This is a genomic window from Hydrogenophaga sp. (assembly GCF_019635465.1).
In the GTDB taxonomy this organism is placed as follows: domain Bacteria; phylum Pseudomonadota; class Gammaproteobacteria; order Burkholderiales; family Burkholderiaceae_C; genus Hydrogenophaga.
This window is the reverse complement of sequence record NZ_JAHBZK010000009.1, coordinates 82109-102083: the sequence shown is the minus strand read 5'-3', so window position 1 is coordinate 102083 and position 19975 is coordinate 82109. Positions and strand designations below refer to the sequence as shown.

Here is a 19975-nt window from a genome sequence, read left to right as displayed (position 1 = left end):
GGGCGTTGACCTGTCGGGTCAGCGCCTTACCTGCAGGGCGCCCGGGTTCACGATGTTGGTGGGCGTGCCCTTGATGAAGTTCACCACGTTGTCGAACGCCGAACTGAACAGCAGTTCGTAGTTGTCGAGCTCCACGTACCCGATGTGGGGCGTGCAGATGCAGTTCTCCAGGCGCAGCAGGGCATGACCTTGCAGGATGGGCTCAGACTCGAACACATCAACCGCTGCCATACCAGGGCGCCCGCGGTTGAGTGCGGTCAGCAGGGCCTCGGGTTCAATGAGTTCGGCGCGCGATGTGTTGACCAGCAGCGAAGTGGGCTTCATGCGCAGCAGGTCATCGAGTTGCACGCAGCCCACGCTGCGCTCACTCAGGCGCAGATGCAGGCTCAAGACGTCGCAGCACTCGAAAAAGCCTTCCTTGGACGTGGCGACATCGAACCCATCGGCAGCAGCGCGGGCCCTGGATTCATCCGATCCCCACACCACGACCCGCATGCCAAAGGCGCGGCCGTAGCCCGCCACCATGGAGCCAATGCGGCCATAGCTCCACACCCCCAGGGTCTTGCCACTCAGCACCATCCCCAGGCCAAAGTTGGCGGGCATGGCAGACGACTTGAGCCCGGACTGTTGCCAGGCACCGTGTTTGAGGTTGGAGACGTATTGGGGCACACGGCGCATGGCGGCCAGCACCAACGCCCAGGTCAGTTCAGCGGTGGCCGCCGGTGAACTCATGCCCTCGGCCACTGCGACGCCACGCTCCGTGCACGCGGCCACATCGACGTGTCCGCCCACGCGCCCGGTTTGGGCAATGAGTTTGAGGCGCGGCAGTTTGTCGATGAGCTGGCGGGTGACCTGGGTGCGTTCCCGAATCAGGACCAGCACATCCGCATCGCGCAGGCGGATGGAGAGCTGGCCCACACCCTTGACGGTGTTGGTAAAGACCTTGGCGGGGTAGGGTTCGAGCTTCTCGGCGCAGTGCAGCTTGCGGACGGCGTCCTGATAGTCATCGAGGATCACGATATTCATGGGCAGCTATTGTGCCCGCGCGTGCCAGGCGACTGGCCCGGCACGCTCGACCTGATCTGTTCAGCGCACGCGACGCATCCAGCGCGCACTTGACTCGCTCGCGGCCAAACGATCGAGTTCCCGGCACACGTCGTCGATGCGTCCGGCAAGGGCCACGCGGCCATCGTGTCGCCCATGGGTCGCGCCGGGCGCGTTCGCAGCGGCGCGGCCCAACCACCCGGCGCGCGCGAACCGACTCACCGATGGCGACGATGCCCGCTGCACACAGGCGTGCGAGGTGGCTACGCCAGATGTCGAGAGGCTGTGCTCCGGCAACCAGCATTCGATGAGCTGGAGAGGTTTGCGCCAGCTGCTGGATTGGAAGAAAAGACCCATGTGAAACTCCTGAAAAGGTTTGACACAGGCAGGATTGCGACGAAGCGCGCCCCGGCGGGGTTTCGTGATCGCACAACGGTGCGTCACGCAACGCCCGCCACCCGCCAGGGCGGCAGGGACCCGATCGGGTCAGTTCTGAAAGCTGTTGCGAATGAGGCCCACCGCCAGACCTTCGATTTCGAAGGGTTCACCGGGCTCGACGACGATGGTGGGGTAGTCCGGGTTCTCGGCCCGCAGTTCGATGTGATCGCGCAGCCGCATGTAGCGCTTGACGGTGACGTCGTCGCCCAGCCGCGCGACCACGATCTGGCCATTGCGGGCCTCGCGCGTGGTGGCCACCGCCAGCAGATCGCCATCGAGGATGCCCACATCGCGCATGGACATGCCGCGAACGCGCAACAGATAGTCGGGGGTTCGTTGAAACAGGCTGGGCTCCACGGCGTAGGACTGGTCCACGTGCTCCTGAGCCAGGATGGGCGAGCCCGCCGCAACACGACCGATCAGCGGCAGCACCAGTTGCGCCAGACCGGGTAAGGCCAGCTGGCGCTCGCGCGCCTCATTGATACTCTGCAGGTCGGCACGGCGCAGCCGGATACCCCGTGACGTGCCGCTGACGAGCTCGATGACCCCTTTGCGGGCCAGTGCCTGGAGGTGTTCTTCGGCGGCATTGGCCGATTTGAAGCCCAGTTCGCTGGCGATTTCGGCCCGGGTCGGCGGTGCACCGGTGCGGGCGATCGTGCTCTGGATCAGCGAAAGAATCTGTTGCTGGCGAGCAGTGAGCTTTGGGGGCAGCAGCGAATCGTTCATGGGGCCTCTCGTGGTGGGGCTGGATGACATGTGGTTTTATCCAGTGCCTGTATTTTTAATCAGTTGTTCAGGAATTGGCAAGTGGCACGTGATCAACAGGGCAGTTGCATCGTGGTGCTCGGCATGGGCGGGACCATAGCCGGGCGCGCGGAGCGGGCCGACGACAACGTCGGATATCGGGCCGGGCAGGTCCCTGTCGAGGACCTGGCAGCCGGGCTGCCTGCGCTGGCTGGCTTGCACCTGCGCTTCGAGCAGGTGGCACAAATCAACAGCAAGGACATGCGCCTGGCCGACCTTCAACGGTTGCTCAAGCGTGTTCAGGACTGCTTGGTCGATCCCGAGGTGCAAGGGGTGCTGATCACGCACGGAACCGACACGATCGAAGAGACGGCCTATCTGCTTCAGACCTTGCTGGCACCCACCAAGCCTGTGGTTCTGACCTGCGCCATGCGACCGGCCACGGCGGTCTCGCCCGATGGCCCCCAAAACCTGTGCGATGCGGTGGCCGTGGCCCGTTGCCCCGGCGCCAAGGGCGTCGTCGTGGTGTGCGCAGGGCGGGTCCACTCGGCGACGGATGTGGCCAAGGTGCACCCCTACCGCACCGATCCCTTTGCATCGGGTGATGCGGGCGCGGTGGCTCAGGTGGAAGAAGGGCAGGTGCGGGTGTTTCGTCCGTGGCCAGGCGAGTCGGCTCACACAGCGCGCTTGGTGACTTTTCTGGCCGCGAAGGACTTGCCGCGTGTCGCGTGGGTCGACAGCCATTCCGGTGCACAGGCCTGGGAGGTCGACGTGCTGCTGGCCAATGGCAACGCCGCAGGTGTGCGAGGCATTGTGGTGGCCGGTACCGGCAACGCGTCGCTGCACAACGACCTGGAGGAGTCCCTCAAGCGTGCCGAAACGGCCGGCGTGCGTGTGGTGTTGGGCACCCGCAGCGGGCTGCCGATGGTGCCGTACGCCACGCAGCCGTTTCCTCAACTGGATGGCCTGTCGCCGGCCAAGGCGCGCTGGGCGTTGACGCTGGACCTGCTGGATGGCTGAGTGGCTGGCCGCGCTCGGTGCGCACCCGTGGGCCTATCCCATGCTGGAAGTGGTGCACATCGTCGGCATTGCCTTGTTGCTCGGCAATCTGATCCTGTTGGAGATGCGGGTGTGGGGAGTGGGGGCATCGATCGCTGTGGCGCCTTTGGCCCGCATGGCCTTGGGGCTGGTGGGGGCCGGCTTTGTGCTTTGCGCGGTGTCGGGGTTGCTGATGTTCGGCACCATGGCCGAGGAACTGATCGCCAACCGGTTGTTCTTATTCAAGCTGCTCTTGATTGCCCTGGCCGCAGGCAACGCCGTCTGGTTTCATGCGCGGGGTTCTCTTGAGCGGCTGGACGCCATGGCACGGGTGTTGGCGTTGGCATCGACCGTTTTGTGGCTTCTCGTGCTTACTTGTGGCCGTTGGCTGGGCTATCTTTGAAGGAGAACCGATGGACCGCAGAGAGTTTCTGATCCTGGGGAGCATGCCGCTCGCAGGTGTGGCCGGTCCGGCGATGGCTCACCATGGCTGGAGTGGCTTCGACCAATCCCGTCCGATTTATCTCGCAGGCAAGGTGGTCGAAGTCGCGTGGCGAAACCCGCACGCCGAGTTGATCGTGGAAGTGCCTGCCTCACTGGCGGTGCCGGCCGATTTGGCCCAGCGCCCGTTGCCCAACCAGACCGCCTCGGTGAACGGGGTCGATCTGTTGCGACGCGCAGTTGTCCCCACGCGCAAGGACGCTCGCTGGGAGATCGAGTTGGCGCCGATCTTTCGCATGAACCAATGGCAGGTGCCCGAGCCCAAGGTGGGCGATCCGGTGGCGATGGTGGGCTTCACCTTCAAGGACGAGCAGGGCGAAGCGGTTATGCGGGTCGAGTACCTGTTCATCGGGGACAAGGCCTACGGGCTGCGATCGAGTCCGGCCTGATCCTGATCGGGCAGCAAAAAGCCCCGCACTTGGCGGGGCTCGTCATCAGGGCAGGTTGAATCAGGCGCTGAGTGCCTGCAAGGCTCTGGCAGTGATGTCTTCGACGCTGCCGACACCACTGATGGCGCGGTACTTGGGCGCTGCCGCCGCGTCGTTCTTGGCCCACTGGCTGTAGTAGTCCACCAGAGGGCGGGTCTGCGCGCTGTACACCTCAAGCCGCTTCTTGACGGTTTCTTCCTTGTCGTCGTCGCGCTGGATCAGCGGCTCGCCGGTCACGTCGTCCTTGCCCTCCACCTTGGGCGGATTGAACTTGACGTGGTAGGTGCGGCCCGACGCGGGGTGAGAGCGACGCCCGCTCATGCGCTCGATGATCGCGTCGAAGGGCACGTCGATCTCAAGCACGTAGTCGAGCTTCACGCCGGCGGCCTTCATGGCGTCTGCCTGCGGAATGGTGCGGGGAAAGCCGTCGAACAGAAAGCCACTGGCGCAATCGGGCTGGGCGATGCGTTCCTTGACCAGGTTGATGATGAGGTCGTCGCTCACCAATGCGCCCGAGTCCATCACGGCTTTGGCCTGCAGACCCAGCGGCGTGCCCGCTTTGACCGCCGCGCGCAGCATGTCGCCCGTGGAGATCTGGGGAATACCGAACTTCTGGCAGATGAACGCAGCCTGCGTTCCCTTTCCAGCCCCCGGTGGGCCCAAAAGAATCAATCTCATCGCTTTCCTTTTCAGAGTTTCAATGGCGTCGCCGCTTGTCTCTAGCAGCGGCCCCAGGGCATGCCCGCCGGGGTGAACCGGGCGAGGATAGCATGGGCCTCCCCGACACAGCCTTACAGCGGCAGGCCCGGATCAGACCCGATTCAAGGGCGCGAGAGCAGGGCGCGAACGCGTTCGAGGTCCTGCGGCGTGTCCACGCCGGGGCCGGGTGCCTGCGGTGCAATGTGCACCCCGATCCGGGCGCCGTGCCATAGTGCCCTGAGCTGCTCCAGCGACTCCAGGCGTTCGGTGGGTGCGACGTCCATGGTCGGAAAGCGACGCAGGAAATCGGCTCTGTAGCCGTAGATGCCCACGTGCCTCAATGGCCGGGGCTCTGGCAGGCCGGGTGCGTCGGCCCCGTCACGCCACCAGGGAATAGGTGCCCGGCTGAAATAGCGCGCACAACCATCACGGTCGAGCACCACTTTGACCACGTTCGGGTTGAGCCAGTCGGCCCGGTCGTCGATGGCATGGGCTGCGGTGCTCATGGCGCAGTCGGGCTTGTCGTGGAGCAGGGAGGCGACTGCTCGGATGAGCTCCGGGTCGATGAGAGGTTCATCGCCTTGCACATTGACCACAACCTCTTCGCCGCTCAAGCCCAGGTGTTCGCAGGCTTCAGCCAGGCGATCACTGCCACTGGGGTGATCGGCGCGCGTGGGGATGGCCTGCACGCCGTGGGCCGCACAGGCGCTGAGGATGCGGGAATCGTCAGCGGCAACCACGCAGCGCTGGGCGCCACTGAGCGCGGCGCGCTGGGCAACCCGCACCACCATGGGCAGACCGGCAATGTCTGCGAGGGGTTTGTCGGGCAGGCGCGATGACGCCATGCGCGCTGGAATGAGGACGCTGAACCGCATGGCTCAGTCGACCGAAGGCGGCGGTGCAGGCCGGGCTGCCTCTTCATCCGAGATGGGGCGGGCCTCATGCTCGAGCAGGATCGGGATCCCGTCACGGATGGGGTAGGCCAGGCGGGCGCTGCGCGAGATCAGCTCCTGCTTGTCGGGGCCCAGAATCAACGGCCCTTTGGTCACAGGGCATACCAGCAGTTCGACCAGTTTGGTGTCCATGGCCGCGATGATAGGTCGAGAGATCAGCTGCGCAGCCCGTTCAGGGCGCGGTCAATGGCGTCAAAGAAGCCGGCGTCGATGTCCACCTTCAGCGGCACAGCCCACACCGACGCACCCTGGCTCGCCCCGCCAAGTTTCACGAGGTCCTTCTCGGTGCACAGTACATGGCCATGCCAGGCATCAATGGCCGCTTCGATGACGCTGGCGCTGGCATGGTCGGGCAAGGCCACGCTGCGCGCAATCGGCACACCCAGGACCGTGAGCATTTCGAAGAACCGCTCGGGGCGTGCAATGGCCGCCACGGCCAGCACGGGTTGATCCTGCAGCTCGGCCAGCGGGCGCGATGCGCCAAGGGCGTCGACCGCCACGGTGGCCAGCTCGCGTTGCGCGAAGAAAACGTCCGTCCCGTTCGGCATCGGCAAGGCGCTGGCATCAAATGGCTGGCCGTGGATCAGCACCAGCTGGGGCGCGCGGGTCGGGGGCCTGATGGGCCAGGGCTCGCGCAGCAAGCCGGCGGGCAGCAGCCAGCCATTGCCCAGGCCGCGGTCGTCGAACACCGCGATGCGCAGATCGCCATGCAAGGGCAGATGTTGCAGACCATCGTCACAGACGAGCACATCGGTCAGCGGATGCGCTGCCAGCAGTGCTCGCGCCGCGTCCACCCGCTGGCGTCCCACCCACACCGGGACCCCGGTACTGCGGCGAATCAGGAGCGGTTCGTCACCCACTGCCAGTGGGTCGGACGCAAGTTCCACAGATGCGGGCGACTGGTCGCGTCTGCCGTGGCCGCGGGAGACGACGCCAGGCGTCCAGCCTTGCCGGCTCAGGTGACGCACCACGGCCATGGTGGTCGGTGTCTTGCCGGCGCCGCCCACCACCACGTTGCCGATCACGATGACGGGCAACGGCAGCCTGGGTGCGCCCCTCTGGCTTGGGGCGCTGTGCAAGCGCCACCGCACCAGCGCGCCATAGAGCAGTGAAAGCGGCCACAGCAATCGGGCCCAGGGCCCACGGTGCTGGGCCATGCCCTGCCAGCCGGACTCGGCGGCCTTGGGCGCCATGGGGTCAGGGGCGCGCGCGCGCCGCCGCCCGACCACCACCTTGCTGGGTGGCAAAGGTGATTTGTACCAAGCCGGCCCGACGTGCCGCGTCCATGACGTTGATCACCGACTGGTGCATGGCGGCCGCGTCGGCACTGATGACCACGACGGTGTCGCGGCCGCTGTCCACGCTCTCCTGCAGGGCGGCGGTGAGCAGCTCGACGCTGGTGCCTTCGAGGACCACCCGGTTGATCGCGTAGCGGCCATCCGCGCCGACCGTCACCACGACCTCTTTGGGGTTCTCTTTCTGCGTGTCGGCATCGGCCACCGGCAAGTTGACCTTCAACTCGGTGTACTTGCTGTACGTGGTGGTGAGGACCAGGAAAATGACCACCACCAGCAGGATGTCGATGAACGCAATGAGGTTGACCTCAGGTTCGTCGCGATGGGAGCCGCCGTGAAAGTTCATGGCTTGCGGATGAGCATCAGGTGACGGGCAAAGCGGTCGGCGGCCACTTCCATGCTCAGGACGTACTCGTCGACGCGGGCGCGAAAGTAACGCCAGAAAATGAGCGCCGGAATCGCCACGATCAGCCCGAAGGCTGTGTTGTACAGGGCGATGGAGATGCCATGGGCCAGCTGGCTGGGGTCGCCGCCACCGGGCGTCAGACCGCTGCCGGCCTGTGAGCCGAAGATTTCGATCATGCCGATGACCGTGCCCAACAGCCCCAGCAACGGTGCGGCCGAGGCGATGGTGGCCAGGGCCCCGAGGTAGCGCTGCATGCGGGCCGCCGCCTGCCGGCCGGCGGTTTCGATGTTGGCCCTGAGGTCTTCGGCGCTGGCTTTGGGGTTGTTAGCCAGGGTTCTGAAGCCGGTGGCCAGCACGCCGCCAAGCAGCGAGTTCTGCTCGAGCTGGGTCACCACGTCGGGGCCCGGCACGCCGTTGCGCGACACCATGATGGCCTCTTCGAGCAGCTTGGGCGGCACGATGCGACTGGTTTTGAGGCTGATGAAGCGTTCGATGACGAGGGTCAGGCCGGTCACGGAACAGATGATCAGGGGCCAGATCGGCCAACCGGCGGCTTGTATGATGGACAACAACTCTGGGCTCCGGACAGTGGTGCCGACGGCACCGGTCAACAGCGGCGGATTATGGACCAGTGCCAGAGCCTGGTGCGCCGTGATTGCCCGAGCCGATGTTGCGCAATCCAACAATGCGCTTGTTTCGCCATCGAGCAGTCCAACCATTCACAGCTTCTGTGGATAACTTTGTGAAAAACCCCCTGCATAGGGCTCGCGATGGCTTGCGCCACTTGGGCTTGAGCACAATGCCCGAAATTTGCGCACCACATTCCGCTTTGAAATCAACGCACTTGACGATGCCATGCGGCTTGTCGGGGATTGGCGACAGCAAATCGAGCATCGGTGCGGCCTGTGGACACGTTTGACCCGCCAGACCGCAGCGCCGGGGCATTTCCCGAGCGACAGGCAGAGTCGGCCGAACGTGTGTGGGCGGTTGGCTCGCTGGTGCGAGCTGTGGCGGACACCTTGTCTGCACGGTTCAACCCGGTCGCGGTTCAAGGCGAGATTTCCGGCTTCTCGCGCGCCAGCAGCGGGCATTGCTATTTCAGCCTGAAGGACGACAGCGGGCAGATCCGCTGCGCCATGTTTCGGCGCGCGGCCGACGCGCTGAGCTTTCCCCCCCGGGATGGCCTTCGCGTTCAGGTGCGCGGTCGGCTCGACGTGTATGGCCCGCGGGGCGACTTGCAACTCATCGTCGAGAACATGCGCGCCGCAGGGCAAGGGTCGCTGTTCGAGCAATTTCTGAGGCTCAAGGCGCTGCTGGAGGCGCAGGGCCTCTTTGATGCCGGGCGCAAGCGCGAGCTGCCCGCGCAGGTGCGGCATGTGGCTGTGGTGACTTCGCTGGGCGCGGCCGCCTTGCGCGATGTGGTGACCGCCTTGCACCGGCGGGTGCCGCATGTGGCGGTGACGGTCTTTCCAGCGTCGGTGCAGGGGGCGCAGGCGCCCGCCGAGCTGGTGGGCGCAATGGACTTGGCCAACCGCTACCGGGGCGAGCGTGGCCCATGTGAACTCATCCTCCTCGTGCGCGGCGGCGGATCGCTTGAAGACCTGTGGGCGTTCAATGACGAGGCGGTGGTGCGGGCGGTGGCGGGTTCGAGCCTGCCAGTGGTGGTGGGCGTCGGTCACGAAACCGACTTCACGCTGGCCGATTTCGCGGCCGACCTGCGCGCGCCAACACCCACCGCTGCGGCCGAGCTGTGTTCGGCGCCGCGCGAGCAGCGCCTGGGCGAGCTGGCGTACCTGCAGGAACGCTTGCGCGATGGACTGAACGACCTGATGAACGAACATGCGCAGCGCCTGGACCGCGTCGCCGCACACCTGGGGCGCCCGGCCGCGCGCGTGGGCGCAGCGCGCGAAATGCTGCAAATGCTTCAGGGACGCCTTCAGGCCGCCCCGAGTCTGTGGCTGCAGCGTCAGCACTGGACACACGCCCAACTGGGCAAAGCGCTTCCCGCAGCCATGGACAGCCAGTTGCAGCAGCAACGGCAGCGACTGCAACGCAGCGAAGCGGCACTGTCCCTACTGGATCCGCGCCTGGTTCTGCGCAGGGGCTACGCCTATCTCACGGACGAGCAGGGACGTGCCATCACGCACGTGGGTCAGGTGTCCTCGGGCGATCGACTCACGGCTACCTTGGCCGACGGCACGTTGCCGCTGCAAGTGCACGAACCTGGGGCATAACCCCGACACCGTCAGCGTCACACCCGCTGCCTACAATCGCCGTTTTCCCCACAACCACATCCAAGAGGAAGCGCATGGAACACACCCTGCCCGCATTGCCCTACGGTCTGGACGACCTAGCCCCGCACTACAGCCGCGAGACCCTGGAGTACCACCACGGCAAGCACCACAACGCCTACGTGGTCAACCTCAACAATCTGCAAAAGGGGACCGAGTTCGAGTCGATGGGCCTGGAAGACATCGTCAAGAAGTCCAGCGGCGGCGTTTACAACAATGCGGCGCAGATCTGGAACCACACCTTCTTCTGGAGCTGCATGAAGCCCAATGGCGGTGGTGAACCCGGTGGCTCGCTGGCCGCAGCCATCAATGCCAAATGGGGCAGCTATGCCGCGTTCAAGGAAGCCTTTGTCAAGAGCGCTGTGGGCAACTTCGGCTCCGGCTGGACTTGGCTCGTCAAGAAGGCCGACGGCTCGGTGGACATCGTCAACACGGGCGCGGCCGGTACGCCGCTGACCACGGCCGACAAGGCGCTGCTGACGGTGGACGTGTGGGAGCACGCCTACTACATCGACTACCGCAACGCGCGTCCCAAGTTTGTCGAGACCTTCCTCGACAAGCTGGTCAACTGGTCGTTTGCCGAAAAGAACTTCGGCTGAGCAGGGCATGCCTGAACAAGGGCTCGGTGGGCAACCTCCGGGCCCTTTTTTGTGGCCAGCCATGTGTTGGCATGCAAATTTTTTTGGCAACCATTTTGTATCGTGAGAGTTTGATCCCGAAATCGCGGTCTTCGCGTTTTCACTGAAAGCACAATCGCGGGATATCGGTCGGCGGCTTTGCACAATCCGCCAGGTGCCGGCCGATGGCGCACCCAACAACCTTTGGAGATAAGCGATGAGTAGCCAGCAACCCACCATCATCTACACCCTGACGGACGAGGCGCCGTTGCTGGCCACCAGCTCGTTTTTGCCCATCATCCGCACCTTTGCAGCACCCGCCGGCATCAATGTGGCCACGGCCGATATTTCAGTGGCGGGCCGCGTGCTGGCCGCCTTCCCCGAGTGCCTGAGCGAAGAACAGCGCGTACCCGACGACCTGGCGGCGCTGGGCAAACTGACGCTCAAGCCCGAAGCGAACATCATCAAGTTGCCCAACATCAGTGCCTCGGTGGCGCAGCTCAAGGCTGCCATCGGTGAGCTTCAGAAGAAGGGCTACAAGATTCCCGACTTCCCCGAGAACCCGCAGACCGACGAAGAAAAGGACATCCGCGCGCGCTACAACAAGTGCATCGGCAGTGCCGTCAATCCGGTGCTGCGCGAAGGCAACTCGGACCGCCGCGCACCCAAGGCCGTCAAGGAGTACGCCCGCAAGCACCCCCACAGCATGAGCGAGTGGAGCCAGGCTTCGCGCACGCACGTCTCGCACATGCACCACGGCGACTTCTATCACGGTGAGAAGTCAATGACGCTCGACCGCGCGCGCGACGTGCGCATGGAGCTGATCACCAAGAGCGGCAAGACCATCGTGCTCAAGCCCAAGGTCTCCTTGCTGGACCGCGAGGTCATCGACTCCATGTTCATGAGCAAGAAGGCCTTGCTGGCGTTCTACGAGAAAGAGATCGAAGACGCCCGCAAGACTGGTGTGATGTTCTCGTTGCACGTCAAGGCCACCATGATGAAGGTGTCGCACCCGATCGTGTTCGGTCACTGCGTGAAGATCTTCTACAAGGAGGCTTTCGAGAAGCATGGCAAGTTGTTCGACGAACTGGGTGTGAACGTCAACAACGGCATGGTCGATCTCTACAACAAGATCGCGTCGCTGCCGCAAAGCAAGCAGGACGAAATCAAGCACGATCTGCATGCCTGCCAGGAGCACCGCCCCGAACTCGCCATGGTGGATTCGGCCAAGGGCATCACCAACTTCCACTCGCCCAACGACGTGATCGTCGATGCCTCCATGCCCGCGATGATCCGCGCCGGCGGCAAGATGTACGGTGCCGATGGCCGCCTGAAGGAAGTCAAGGCCGTGATGCCCGAGAGCACCTTCGCGCGCATCTACCAGGAGATGATCAACTTCTGCAAATGGCACGGCGCGTTTGATCCGAAAACCATGGGCACGGTGCCCAACGTCGGCCTGATGGCGCAACAGGCCGAGGAATACGGCTCGCACGACAAGACCTTCGAGATTGCCGAAGACGGCGTGGCCAACATCACCGACATCGCCACGGGCGAGGTGCTGATGAGCCAGGAGGTCGAGCAGGGCGACATCTGGCGCATGTGCCAGGTAAAGGACGCCGCGATTCGCGACTGGGTCAAGCTGGCCGTTAACCGCGCTCGCAACTCCGGCATGCCGGTGGTGTTCTGGCTGGATCAGTACCGCCCGCACGAGGCGCAGCTGATCACCAAGGTGAAGATGTACCTGCACGAGCACAACACCGCCGGTCTGGACATCCAGATCATGAGCCAGGTGCGTGCCATGCGTTACACGCTGGAACGAGTGATCCGTGGCCTGGACACCATCAGCGCCACGGGCAACATCCTGCGCGACTACCTGACCGACCTGTTCCCCATCATGGAACTGGGTACCAGCGCCAAGATGTTGTCGATCGTGCCGCTGATGGCCGGTGGTGGCATGTACGAAACGGGTGCCGGTGGCTCGGCGCCCAAGCACGTTCAGCAGTTGGTCGAAGAAAACCACCTGCGATGGGATTCGCTGGGTGAGTTCCTGGCCCTGGCAGTCAGCTTCGAAGACCTCGGCCTCAAAAACAACAACGCCCGCGCCAAATTGCTGGCCAAGACGCTGGACTCCGCAACGGGGCAACTGCTCAACAACAACAAGAACCCCAGCCCGAAGACGGGCATGCTCGACAACCGCGGCAGCCAGTTCTACCTGACGCTGTATTGGGCGCAGGAGTTGGCTGCACAGACCGAAGACAAGATCCTGGCCGAGACGTTCGCGCCGTTGGCCAAGGCCTTGGCCGACAACGAGAAGGCCATCGTCGACGAGATGGCGGCGGTGCAGGGCAAGTCGGTCGACATTGGCGGCTACTACAAGCCCGACTTCGCCAAGCTGGAGACCATCATGCGACCCAGCGCCACCTTCAACAAGGCGCTGGCCTTGATCAAGGCCTGAGTGACGTCCAAACGCGGCCGCCTGCGCTGGCGGTCGCTCGCACCAAACCTTACTTGGTGAAGGGCGGCCCGCTCAGGCGATAGCCTGCTTTGATGCCGCGTTTGGCAAACCAGCCCTGGTGCATCTCCAGCACGAAGCGCACGGGCTTGTCCGAGCAGTGCGAATCCAGGGTCTGGGGCTTCATGTCGGCCAGATTGACCACGGTACCGTCGTCGGCGACGAAAGCGGCCGTCAGCGGGAGCAAGGTGTTCTTCATCCAGAAGCACTGCCCCGCTGGTTGTTCGAACACGAACAACATACCTTCATTGGCCGGCATCTCCTGCCGAAACATGAGCCCGACGGCCCGCGTTTGCGGTGTGGCCGCCACCTGCGCATGGATCAGGTGCATGCCTGCGGTCAGGTTGACGCGGGGCAGGTCCAGTTGCGGGCCTTCCTGTGCCCAGGCGGTGCCGCAGGCAAACAGGCTCCATCCGATCAGGCGAACCAACAGTGATTTCATAGGGCAGGCAAGAACTTGAATGCAAGTGCGCATTGTGGTCCATGCGCCGGGGACAGGTCGGGCAAGTTGGTTGGAGTGCCCCCGTCTAGAATGCCCCGCGCCGTTTCAACCACCCGAGACTTGGACCCATCGCCGACATGTACCAGCACATCCAGGTGCCCGCGCAAGGCCAGAAAATCGTCGTCAACAGCGACCTGTCGCTCAGTGTGCCCGACGAGCCCATCATTCCATTCATCGAAGGCGACGGCGTTGGCGTTGACGTCACCCCGGTCATGCGTGCCGTGGTCGATGCGGCTGTGGCCAAGGCCTATGGCGGGCAGAAGAAGATCCACTGGATGGAGGTGTATGCCGGCGACAAGGCGACCGCGCTCTACGGCGTTGATTCCGGGTTGCCCGACGAGACGCTTGCCGCGCTCAAGGACCATGTGGTGTCCATCAAGGGCCCGCTGACCACACCAGTCGGTGGCGGCATCCGATCGCTCAACGTGACACTGCGCCAGGCGCTGGACCTGTACGTCTGCCTGCGTCCTGTGCGGCACTTCAAAGGCGTTCCGTCGCCGCTGAAGGAGCCCGAGAAGACCAACATGGTCATTTTTCGCGAGAACTCGGAGGACATCTACGCCGGCATCGAATACGAGGCGGGTTCCGCTCAGGCGCAGAAGCTCATCCGGTTCCTGCGCGATGAGATGGGGGCCACCAAGATCCGCTTTCCCGACACGTCGGCCATCGGCGTGAAGCCGGTGTCCATCGAAGGAACCGAGCGGCTGACCCGCAAGGCCATCCAGTACGCCATCGATCACAACAAGCCCAGCGTCACCCTGGTGCACAAGGGCAACATCATGAAGTTCACCGAGGGCGGCTTTCGCGACTGGGGATATGCCCTGGCCAGGCGCGAGTTCGGTGCCGACGAGATCGATGGCGGCCCGTGGTGCCGGCTCAAGAACCCGAAGACCGGCAAGGACATCGTGGTCAAGGATGCGATCACCGACGCCTTCCTGCAGCAGGTGCTGTTGCGTCCGGCCGACTATTCGGTGATCGCGACCCTCAACCTCAATGGCGACTACATCTCCGATGCTGTGGCAGCGCAGGTCGGGGGCATTGGCATCGCGCCGGGCGCCAACATGAGCGATTCGGTGGCTTGCTTCGAGGCCACCCATGGCACGGCACCCAGATACGCCGGGATGGACTACGTCAATCCGGGTTCCGCGATCCTGTCGGCCGAGATGATGCTGCGCCACATGGGTTGGACCGCAGCCGCCGACCTCATCATCGGCGCCATGGAGCAGTCGGTTCTGTCCAAGAAGGTCACCTACGACTTCGCGCGCCTCATGGACGGCGCGACCCAGGTGAGTTGTTCGGGTTTTGGTCAGGTCATGATCGACAACTTGTGAACCTGGCCCCGTGTGATCGGACGCCCGCCTGGATCGCCCGGCCGGGCTTCTTTCCAGACTGGCGGCAACAAGCCGGCATTACCCGTGGAATTGGGCAGGTTTCTTGCATCTGCTCGATGGCTTGCCCTCCGTGCCGAGGCGCACAATGGGCAGCACGTGGGCGTCTGTCGCCCTGGAGTTCCGTCAGTGTCCCGGATGACATTGGGGGCGCGGCCCCCTCGCTAGAATGATTTTCATGGCTTCTCAGACACCGAAGAAACCTGAAACCCCGGCCAACCCGCCTGCGCCCAGCGGAGACGATGCGGTTGTGCTCGAGCGCCGAACCCAGCGCATACAGCCGCCCCAGATGTACCAGGTGGTTCTGCTCAATGACGACTTCACGCCGATGGAGTTCGTGGTGCAGGTCATCCAGGAGTACTTCAGCAAGGACCGCGAAACCGCTACCCAGATCATGTTGAAGATCCACCTCGAAGGCAAAGGCGTCTGCGGCGTGTACTCGCGCGACGTGGCCAGCACCAAGGTGGATCAGGTCCTCCAGGCCGCCCGCAATGCGGGCCACCCGCTCCAATGCTTGAGCGAACCCGTTGAATAAGGTCGGATACCCCCCATCTGGCCCTACAGTGTTCTCAAGCCACCCTTTTCCCGACCCAGCCCAAGGACGTGCCCCATGATTGCCCAGGAACTTGAAGTCAGCTTGCACATGGCCTTTGTGGAGGCCAGGCAGCAACGGCACGAATTCATCACCGTCGAGCACCTGCTGCTGGCCCTGCTGGACAACCCCAGCGCGGCCGAGGTCTTGCGAGCCTGCTCGGCCAACATCGACGACCTGCGCAAGTCCCTGACGAACTTCATCAAGGACAACACGCCGCAGGTGGCCGGTACCGACGAGGTCGACACCCAACCCACGTTGGGCTTTCAGCGCGTGATCCAGCGCGCCATCATGCATGTGCAAAGCACCGGCAATGGCAAGAAGGAGGTCACCGGCGCCAACGTGCTGGTTGCGATCTTCGGCGAGAAGGACTCGCACGCTGTGTACTACCTGCACCAGCAGGGCGTGACGCGCCTGGACGTGGTGAACTTCATCGCGCACGGCATCCGCAAGAGCGACCCGCCCGAGCCGACCAAATCCAACGAAAGCGCCGCCGAGAACGAAGAGGCCGCTGAAGCCAAGGGCAATGAGAAGGCCTCGCCACTGGAGCAGTTCACCCAGAACCTCAACCAGATGGCCAAGGACGGCAAGATCGATCCGCTGATCGGCCGCGAGTACGAAGTCGAGCGCGTGATCCAGATCCTGTGCCGCCGCCGCAAGAACAACCCGCTGCTGGTGGGCGAGGCGGGCGTGGGCAAGACCGCCATCGCCGAGGGCCTGGCCTGGCGCATCACCCAGGGCGACGTGCCCGAGATCCTGGCCGAGTCCAACGTCTACTCGCTCGACATGGGCGCGCTGCTGGCCGGTACCAAGTACCGCGGCGACTTTGAGCAGCGTCTCAAAGGCGTGCTTAAGTCGCTCAAGGACAAGCCCAATGCCGTGCTGTTCATCGACGAAATTCACACCCTGATCGGTGCGGGTGCGGCGTCGGGTGGAACGCTGGACGCATCCAACCTGCTCAAGCCGGCACTCTCCAGTGGCCAGCTCAAGTGCATCGGCGCCACCACCTTCACCGAGTACCGCGGCATCTTCGAGAAAGATGCAGCGCTTTCGCGGCGCTTCCAGAAGGTCGATGTGGTGGAACCCACGGTCGAGCAGACGGTGGACATCCTCAAGGGCCTCAAGTCGCGCTTCGAGGAACACCACAACGTCAAGTACGCCGTGGCCGCCCTGCAGGCCGCGGCCGAGCTGTCGGCCAAGTACATCAACGACCGCCACCTGCCCGACAAGGCCATCGACGTGATCGACGAAGCCGGTGCGGCGCAGCGCATCCTGCCCGCGTCCAAGCGCAAGAAGACCATCTCCAAGGCCGAGGTCGAGGAGATCGTGGCCAAGATCGCCCGCATCCCGCCGGCCAACGTCTCCAACGACGACCGCGGCAAGCTCGCCACGCTTGAGCGCGATCTCAAGAGTGTGGTGTTCGGTCAGGACAAGGCGCTAGAAGTGCTGTCCGCCAGCGTCAAGATGGCGCGTTCCGGTCTGGGTCGTGCCGACAAGCCGATCGGCGCCTTCCTGTTCAGCGGCCCGACCGGCGTCGGCAAGACCGAAGCGGCCAAACAGCTCGCCTACATCATGGGCATCGAGTTGATTCGCTTCGACATGTCGGAGTACATGGAGCGCCACGCTGTCAGTCGCCTCATCGGCGCGCCTCCCGGCTATGTGGGCTTTGACCAAGGCGGCCTGCTGACCGAGGCCATTACCAAGAAGCCGCACTGCGTGCTGCTGCTCGACGAAATCGAGAAGGCGCATCCGGACATCTTCAACGTGCTGCTGCAGGTCATGGACCATGGCACGCTGACCGACAACAACGGACGCAAGGCCGACTTCCGCAACGTGATCATCATCATGACCACGAACGCGGGTGCCGAGACCATGAACAAGTCCAGCATCGGCTTCACCAACGCCCGAGAGTCGGGCGACGAGATGGCCGACATCAAGCGCTTGTTCACGCCCGAGTTCCGCAACCGCCTGGACGCGATCGTGAGCTTCAAGGCGCTGGACGAGCAGATCATCCTGCGCGTGGTCGACAAGTTCCTGCTGCAGCTCGAAACCCAGCTGGCCGAGAAGAAGGTGGAGGTCACCTTCACCGACACGCTGCGCAAGCACCTGGCCAAGAAGGGTTTCGATCCGCTGATGGGCGCGCGCCCGATGCAGCGCCTGATCCAGGACACGATCCGCCGTGCCTTGGCCGACGAGCTGCTGTTCGGTCGCCTGACCGAAGGCGGACGTCTGACGGTCGACCTGGTCACCAAGACCGGCGAGGATGGCAAAGAAATCCACGACGTGGATCTCGACATCCAGCCGCTGCCCAAGAAAGAGGGCAAGGCCAAGCCGGAAGAGGCCACCGAGGTCTGACCCAGGCGCTTCAAACAAAGGCCCGGCATTGCCGGGCCTTTTCATTTGGGGCCTTGTTTCGTCAGGGCAGAGCCAGGTAGATCGCACGCAGGGCGTCGACACGCGCACGATTGGCGCCGAAGTCCTTGCGTCCAAGGCGGCTGGCGCTGCGCAACTCGATCACCTGCCTGGCGGGGTCGAACCACGCTTCGATGTCGTCGTTGAACTTCAGCCAGCGCGTCGTCGCCACTGCGTAGAGGTAGTTCTCTTTGCGCTCGACGACGCGCACGCCCGGCATCTGCTCCAACGCCAAACCCAGCGCGGCCATTGATGCGGCCTGGCCCGCGGGCTTGGCCGGGAGAGGGTCGATGGCCGCATAGCTGCGCTGCGGGTGGTCCGGGTACAGACTGGCCTGACTGCTGACGCTGTTGGGCGTGGGTGAGGGCGGCTTCAAGCGGCCGTCGGTCACGCCCAGATCGTTGGGCGAGCGGCCGCCCAGGACGCCGAGCTGCGCCGCTATCAGCAGCAGGACCAGCAGGCCTATCAGGGTGGATAGCACTTTGATGCCCCTTTTCATATCACTCAGCGCTTGCCGCCCAGCAAGCCGCCCAGCACCCCACGCAGAATCTGCCGGCCCAGCCCACTGGCGACGGTGCGCGCCGCGGTCTTGGCCATGGTCTGCACCAGGCCGTCGTACTGGCCGCCACGCGGACCGGTACGTCCAAACAGCACTTCGTTGATCACGCTCTTCTCGGCCGGGGCCTCTTTGGCGGCGCCGGGCACGCGCGGTGTCTTGGGTTCGGACTTGACCTTGGCCTCATCCACTTCTGCCTGACCGCGCTCGCCCGCGTGGGCGCGAAACACCTCATAGGCGCTCTCACGGTCAATGACCTTCTCATATGTGCCGGCGACCAGCGAATCCTTGAGCAAGGCCTTGCGCTGCTCGGGCGTGATCGGGCCGATCTGGCTGCCCGGCGGCACCACATAGGCGCGCTCGGTTTCGCAGGGCCGGCCTTTGGCGTCGAGGAAGCTCACGAGGGCCTCGCCAACGGCCAGTTCGGTGATGGCGGCCTCGATGTCCAGACCGGCCTTGGGGCGCATGGTCTGGGCGGTGGCCTTCACGGCTTTCTGGTCGCGCGGGGTGAAGGCGCGCAGCGCGTGCTGCACCCGGTTGCCCAGCTGGCCCAGCACGCTGTCGGGGATGTCGAGCGGGTTTTGCGTCACGAAGTACACGCCAACACCCTTGGACCGAACCAGGCGCACCACCAGCTCGATGCGCTCGACCAGCACCTTGGGCGCTTCGTTGAACAACAGGTGGGCTTCGTCGAAGAAGAACACCAGCTTGGGTTTGTCCGGGTCGCCGATTTCGGGCAGGGTTTCGAACAGCTCGGACAGCATCCATAGCAGAAAGGTGGCGTAGAGCCGAGGCGCGTTGAGCAATTTGTCGGCCGCCAGGATGTTGACGACCCCTTTGCCATCGACTGTCTGCATGAAGTCGGCGATGTCGAGCATGGGCTCGCCAAAGAACTTGTCGCCGCCTTGTTCTTCCACCTGCATCAGGCCGCGCTGGATGGCGCCGATAGAGGCGGCGCTGATGTTGCCGTACTCGGTGGTGAACTGTTTGGCGTTGTCGCCCACGTGCTGCAGCATGGCCCGCAGGTCCTTCATGTCCAGCAGCAGCAGACCGTTGTCGTCGGCGATCTTGAAGATCAGGTTGAGCACGCCGGTCTGCGTGTCGTTGAGGTTGAGCATGCGTGCCAGCAACAGCGGGCCCATGTCGCTGACCGTGGCGCGCACCGGGTGCCCCTGGTCACCAAACACGTCCCACAGGGTGGTGGGGCATTCGGTGGGCGAGGGCAGCTCGATGCCCCGGTCGGCCAGGATGCCCGCCATCTTCTCGCCGATGCGCCCGGTCTGGCTGATGCCCGTGAGGTCGCCCTTGACGTCGGCCATGAACACCGGCACGCCGATGCGCGAAAAACCCTCGGCCAAGGCCTGCAGCGTCACCGTCTTGCCGGTGCCGGTGGCGCCGGTGATCAGGCCGTGTCGGTTGGCCAGGCCAGGCAGCAGCTGGCAGGTGGTCTGGGCGTTCTTGGCGATCAGCAGCGGTTCGGCCATGGGGCGTTCCTGGAGGGGGTGGGGCGGTCGGATGGTGCGAAATCGTAAAATCGCGGGCTCATTACACCAAAGCCG

20 protein-coding genes are annotated in these 19975 nt (G+C 64.2%); 9 read left to right on the top strand and 11 right to left on the bottom strand.

Annotation, left to right across the window (positions count from 1 at the left end):
• Positions 1-18 precede the first annotated feature (18 nt).
• Together KF871_RS10085 and lexA are read right to left on the bottom strand one after the other, a co-directional pair.
• The gene (locus KF871_RS10085) at positions 19-1026 is read right to left on the bottom strand and encodes a D-2-hydroxyacid dehydrogenase family protein (RefSeq protein WP_291141524.1); all 1008 of its coding nucleotides are present in this window, start codon (positions 1024-1026) and stop codon (positions 19-21) included.
• 504 nt (positions 1027-1530) lie between these two features.
• Positions 1531-2208 (bottom strand): transcriptional repressor LexA, encoded by a 678-nt coding sequence (lexA, locus tag KF871_RS10080; RefSeq protein ID WP_291141521.1) that lies wholly within the window; start codon positions 2206-2208, stop codon positions 1531-1533.
• A gap of 81 nt (positions 2209-2289) precedes the next feature.
• Between lexA and KF871_RS10075 the strand changes: the two genes are divergently transcribed.
• From KF871_RS10075 to KF871_RS10065, 3 genes are read left to right on the top strand one after another with little or no spacing between them, the layout of a single operon-like run.
• A complete protein-coding gene (locus KF871_RS10075) occupies positions 2290-3246 on the top strand; it encodes an asparaginase (RefSeq protein WP_291141518.1) in 957 nt (318 codons plus the stop codon).
• On the top strand, positions 3239-3667 hold the full coding sequence (locus tag KF871_RS10070; RefSeq protein ID WP_291141515.1) for a hypothetical protein: 429 nt from the start codon (positions 3239-3241) through the stop codon (positions 3665-3667). The genes KF871_RS10075 and KF871_RS10070 overlap by 8 nt, the downstream gene beginning before the upstream one ends.
• 10 nt (positions 3668-3677) lie before the next feature.
• Positions 3678-4154: a DUF6152 family protein gene (locus tag KF871_RS10065; RefSeq protein WP_291141512.1), complete on the top strand. Its 477-nt coding sequence runs from the start codon at positions 3678-3680 to the stop codon at positions 4152-4154.
• Positions 4155-4214: 60 nt separating this feature from the next.
• On the opposite strand, the gene adk is transcribed toward KF871_RS10065, so the two are convergent.
• The 6 genes from adk to KF871_RS10035 all read right to left on the bottom strand — a co-directional run bounded on the left by adk (position 4215) and on the right by KF871_RS10035 (position 8118).
• Positions 4215-4871: an adenylate kinase gene (adk, locus tag KF871_RS10060; RefSeq protein ID WP_291141509.1), complete on the bottom strand. Its 657-nt coding sequence runs from the start codon at positions 4869-4871 to the stop codon at positions 4215-4217.
• A 143-nt stretch (positions 4872-5014) separates the two neighbouring features.
• Complete coding sequence (gene kdsB, locus KF871_RS10055) at positions 5015-5767, bottom strand: 3-deoxy-manno-octulosonate cytidylyltransferase (RefSeq protein ID WP_291141507.1); 753 nt, start codon at positions 5765-5767, stop codon at positions 5015-5017.
• 3 nt (positions 5768-5770) lie between these two features.
• Entirely contained in the window at positions 5771-5977 is a 207-nt protein-coding gene (locus KF871_RS10050) for a Trm112 family protein (protein WP_291141506.1), read from the bottom strand.
• 23 nt (positions 5978-6000) lie between these two features.
• Complete coding sequence (gene lpxK / locus KF871_RS10045; protein ID WP_291141504.1) at positions 6001-7038, bottom strand: tetraacyldisaccharide 4'-kinase; 1038 nt, start codon at positions 7036-7038, stop codon at positions 6001-6003.
• 4 nt (positions 7039-7042) lie between these two features.
• On the bottom strand, positions 7043-7486 hold the full coding sequence (locus KF871_RS10040) for a biopolymer transporter ExbD (protein ID WP_291141501.1): 444 nt from the start codon (positions 7484-7486) through the stop codon (positions 7043-7045).
• Positions 7483-8118, bottom strand: coding sequence for a MotA/TolQ/ExbB proton channel family protein (locus KF871_RS10035; RefSeq protein ID WP_291141499.1), 636 nt, complete (start codon positions 8116-8118; stop codon positions 7483-7485). The genes KF871_RS10040 and KF871_RS10035 overlap by 4 nt, the downstream gene beginning before the upstream one ends.
• 405 nt (positions 8119-8523) lie before the next feature.
• On the opposite strand from KF871_RS10035, the gene xseA reads away from it, so the two are divergent.
• From xseA to KF871_RS10020, 3 genes are all read left to right on the top strand, one after another.
• Positions 8524-9780, top strand: a complete 1257-nt coding sequence (gene xseA / locus KF871_RS10030) for an exodeoxyribonuclease VII large subunit (protein ID WP_367172045.1) — start codon at positions 8524-8526, stop codon at positions 9778-9780.
• Between the two features lie 74 nt (positions 9781-9854).
• Positions 9855-10436 carry a Fe-Mn family superoxide dismutase gene (locus KF871_RS10025; RefSeq protein WP_291141493.1) on the top strand — a complete coding sequence of 194 codons (582 nt, stop codon included), beginning with the start codon at positions 9855-9857 and terminating at the stop codon, positions 10434-10436.
• Positions 10437-10671: 235 nt separating this feature from the next.
• A complete protein-coding gene (locus tag KF871_RS10020) occupies positions 10672-12909 on the top strand; it encodes an NADP-dependent isocitrate dehydrogenase (protein ID WP_291141490.1) in 2238 nt (745 codons plus the stop codon).
• Positions 12910-12958: 49 nt separating this feature from the next.
• Here the strand turns inward: KF871_RS10020 and KF871_RS10015 are convergent, their stop codons facing one another.
• Complete coding sequence (locus tag KF871_RS10015) at positions 12959-13408, bottom strand: DUF192 domain-containing protein (RefSeq protein WP_291141487.1); 450 nt, start codon at positions 13406-13408, stop codon at positions 12959-12961.
• Between the two features lie 137 nt (positions 13409-13545).
• Here KF871_RS10015 and icd point away from each other — a divergent pair, with 137 nt between their 5' ends.
• The 3 genes from icd (at position 13546) to clpA (ending at position 17803) form a co-directional block, all read left to right on the top strand.
• Positions 13546-14799 (top strand): NADP-dependent isocitrate dehydrogenase, encoded by a 1254-nt coding sequence (gene icd / locus KF871_RS10010; RefSeq protein ID WP_291141484.1) that lies wholly within the window; start codon positions 13546-13548, stop codon positions 14797-14799.
• A gap of 226 nt (positions 14800-15025) precedes the next feature.
• Positions 15026-15391 carry an ATP-dependent Clp protease adapter ClpS gene (gene clpS / locus KF871_RS10005; RefSeq protein WP_291141482.1) on the top strand — a complete coding sequence of 122 codons (366 nt, stop codon included), beginning with the start codon at positions 15026-15028 and terminating at the stop codon, positions 15389-15391.
• Positions 15392-15466: 75 nt separating this feature from the next.
• Positions 15467-17803 carry an ATP-dependent Clp protease ATP-binding subunit ClpA gene (gene clpA / locus KF871_RS10000; RefSeq protein WP_291141479.1) on the top strand — a complete coding sequence of 779 codons (2337 nt, stop codon included), beginning with the start codon at positions 15467-15469 and terminating at the stop codon, positions 17801-17803.
• A 61-nt stretch (positions 17804-17864) separates the two neighbouring features.
• Here clpA and KF871_RS09995 read toward each other — a convergent pair whose 3' ends face one another.
• Both KF871_RS09995 and KF871_RS09990 read right to left on the bottom strand, forming a co-directional pair.
• Positions 17865-18341, bottom strand: coding sequence for a DUF1499 domain-containing protein (locus KF871_RS09995; RefSeq protein ID WP_291141476.1), 477 nt, complete (start codon positions 18339-18341; stop codon positions 17865-17867).
• A gap of 23 nt (positions 18342-18364) precedes the next feature.
• Positions 18365-19900, bottom strand: coding sequence for a helicase HerA-like domain-containing protein (locus tag KF871_RS09990; RefSeq protein WP_291141472.1), 1536 nt, complete (start codon positions 19898-19900; stop codon positions 18365-18367).
• Between the last annotated feature and the right edge of the window lie 75 nt (positions 19901-19975).

What these genes read in the sequence shown, in the direction of transcription:
- clpA (WP_291141479.1), top strand. Translation starts at nt 15,467, where the DNA reads ATGATTGCCCAGGAACTTGAAGTCAGCTTGCACATGGCCTTTGTGGAG.
- KF871_RS10015 (WP_291141487.1), bottom strand. Translation starts at nt 13,408, where the DNA reads ATGAAATCACTGTTGGTTCGCCTGATCGGATGGAGCCTGTTTGCCTGC.
- lexA (WP_291141521.1), bottom strand. Translation starts at nt 2,208, where the DNA reads ATGAACGATTCGCTGCTGCCCCCAAAGCTCACTGCTCGCCAGCAACAG.
- KF871_RS10025 (WP_291141493.1), top strand. Translation starts at nt 9,855, where the DNA reads ATGGAACACACCCTGCCCGCATTGCCCTACGGTCTGGACGACCTAGCC.
- KF871_RS10065 (WP_291141512.1), top strand. Translation starts at nt 3,678, where the DNA reads ATGGACCGCAGAGAGTTTCTGATCCTGGGGAGCATGCCGCTCGCAGGT.
- KF871_RS10040 (WP_291141501.1), bottom strand. Translation starts at nt 7,486, where the DNA reads ATGAACTTTCACGGCGGCTCCCATCGCGACGAACCTGAGGTCAACCTC.
- lpxK (WP_291141504.1), bottom strand. Translation starts at nt 7,038, where the DNA reads ATGGCGCCCAAGGCCGCCGAGTCCGGCTGGCAGGGCATGGCCCAGCAC.
- clpS (WP_291141482.1), top strand. Translation starts at nt 15,026, where the DNA reads ATGATTTTCATGGCTTCTCAGACACCGAAGAAACCTGAAACCCCGGCC.
- KF871_RS09990 (WP_291141472.1), bottom strand. Translation starts at nt 19,900, where the DNA reads ATGGCCGAACCGCTGCTGATCGCCAAGAACGCCCAGACCACCTGCCAG.
- adk (WP_291141509.1), bottom strand. Translation starts at nt 4,871, where the DNA reads ATGAGATTGATTCTTTTGGGCCCACCGGGGGCTGGAAAGGGAACGCAG.
- KF871_RS10085 (WP_291141524.1), bottom strand. Translation starts at nt 1,026, where the DNA reads ATGAATATCGTGATCCTCGATGACTATCAGGACGCCGTCCGCAAGCTG.
- KF871_RS10020 (WP_291141490.1), top strand. Translation starts at nt 10,672, where the DNA reads ATGAGTAGCCAGCAACCCACCATCATCTACACCCTGACGGACGAGGCG.
- kdsB (WP_291141507.1), bottom strand. Translation starts at nt 5,767, where the DNA reads ATGCGGTTCAGCGTCCTCATTCCAGCGCGCATGGCGTCATCGCGCCTG.
- icd (WP_291141484.1), top strand. Translation starts at nt 13,546, where the DNA reads ATGTACCAGCACATCCAGGTGCCCGCGCAAGGCCAGAAAATCGTCGTC.
- KF871_RS10050 (WP_291141506.1), bottom strand. Translation starts at nt 5,977, where the DNA reads ATGGACACCAAACTGGTCGAACTGCTGGTATGCCCTGTGACCAAAGGG.
- KF871_RS10070 (WP_291141515.1), top strand. Translation starts at nt 3,239, where the DNA reads ATGGCTGAGTGGCTGGCCGCGCTCGGTGCGCACCCGTGGGCCTATCCC.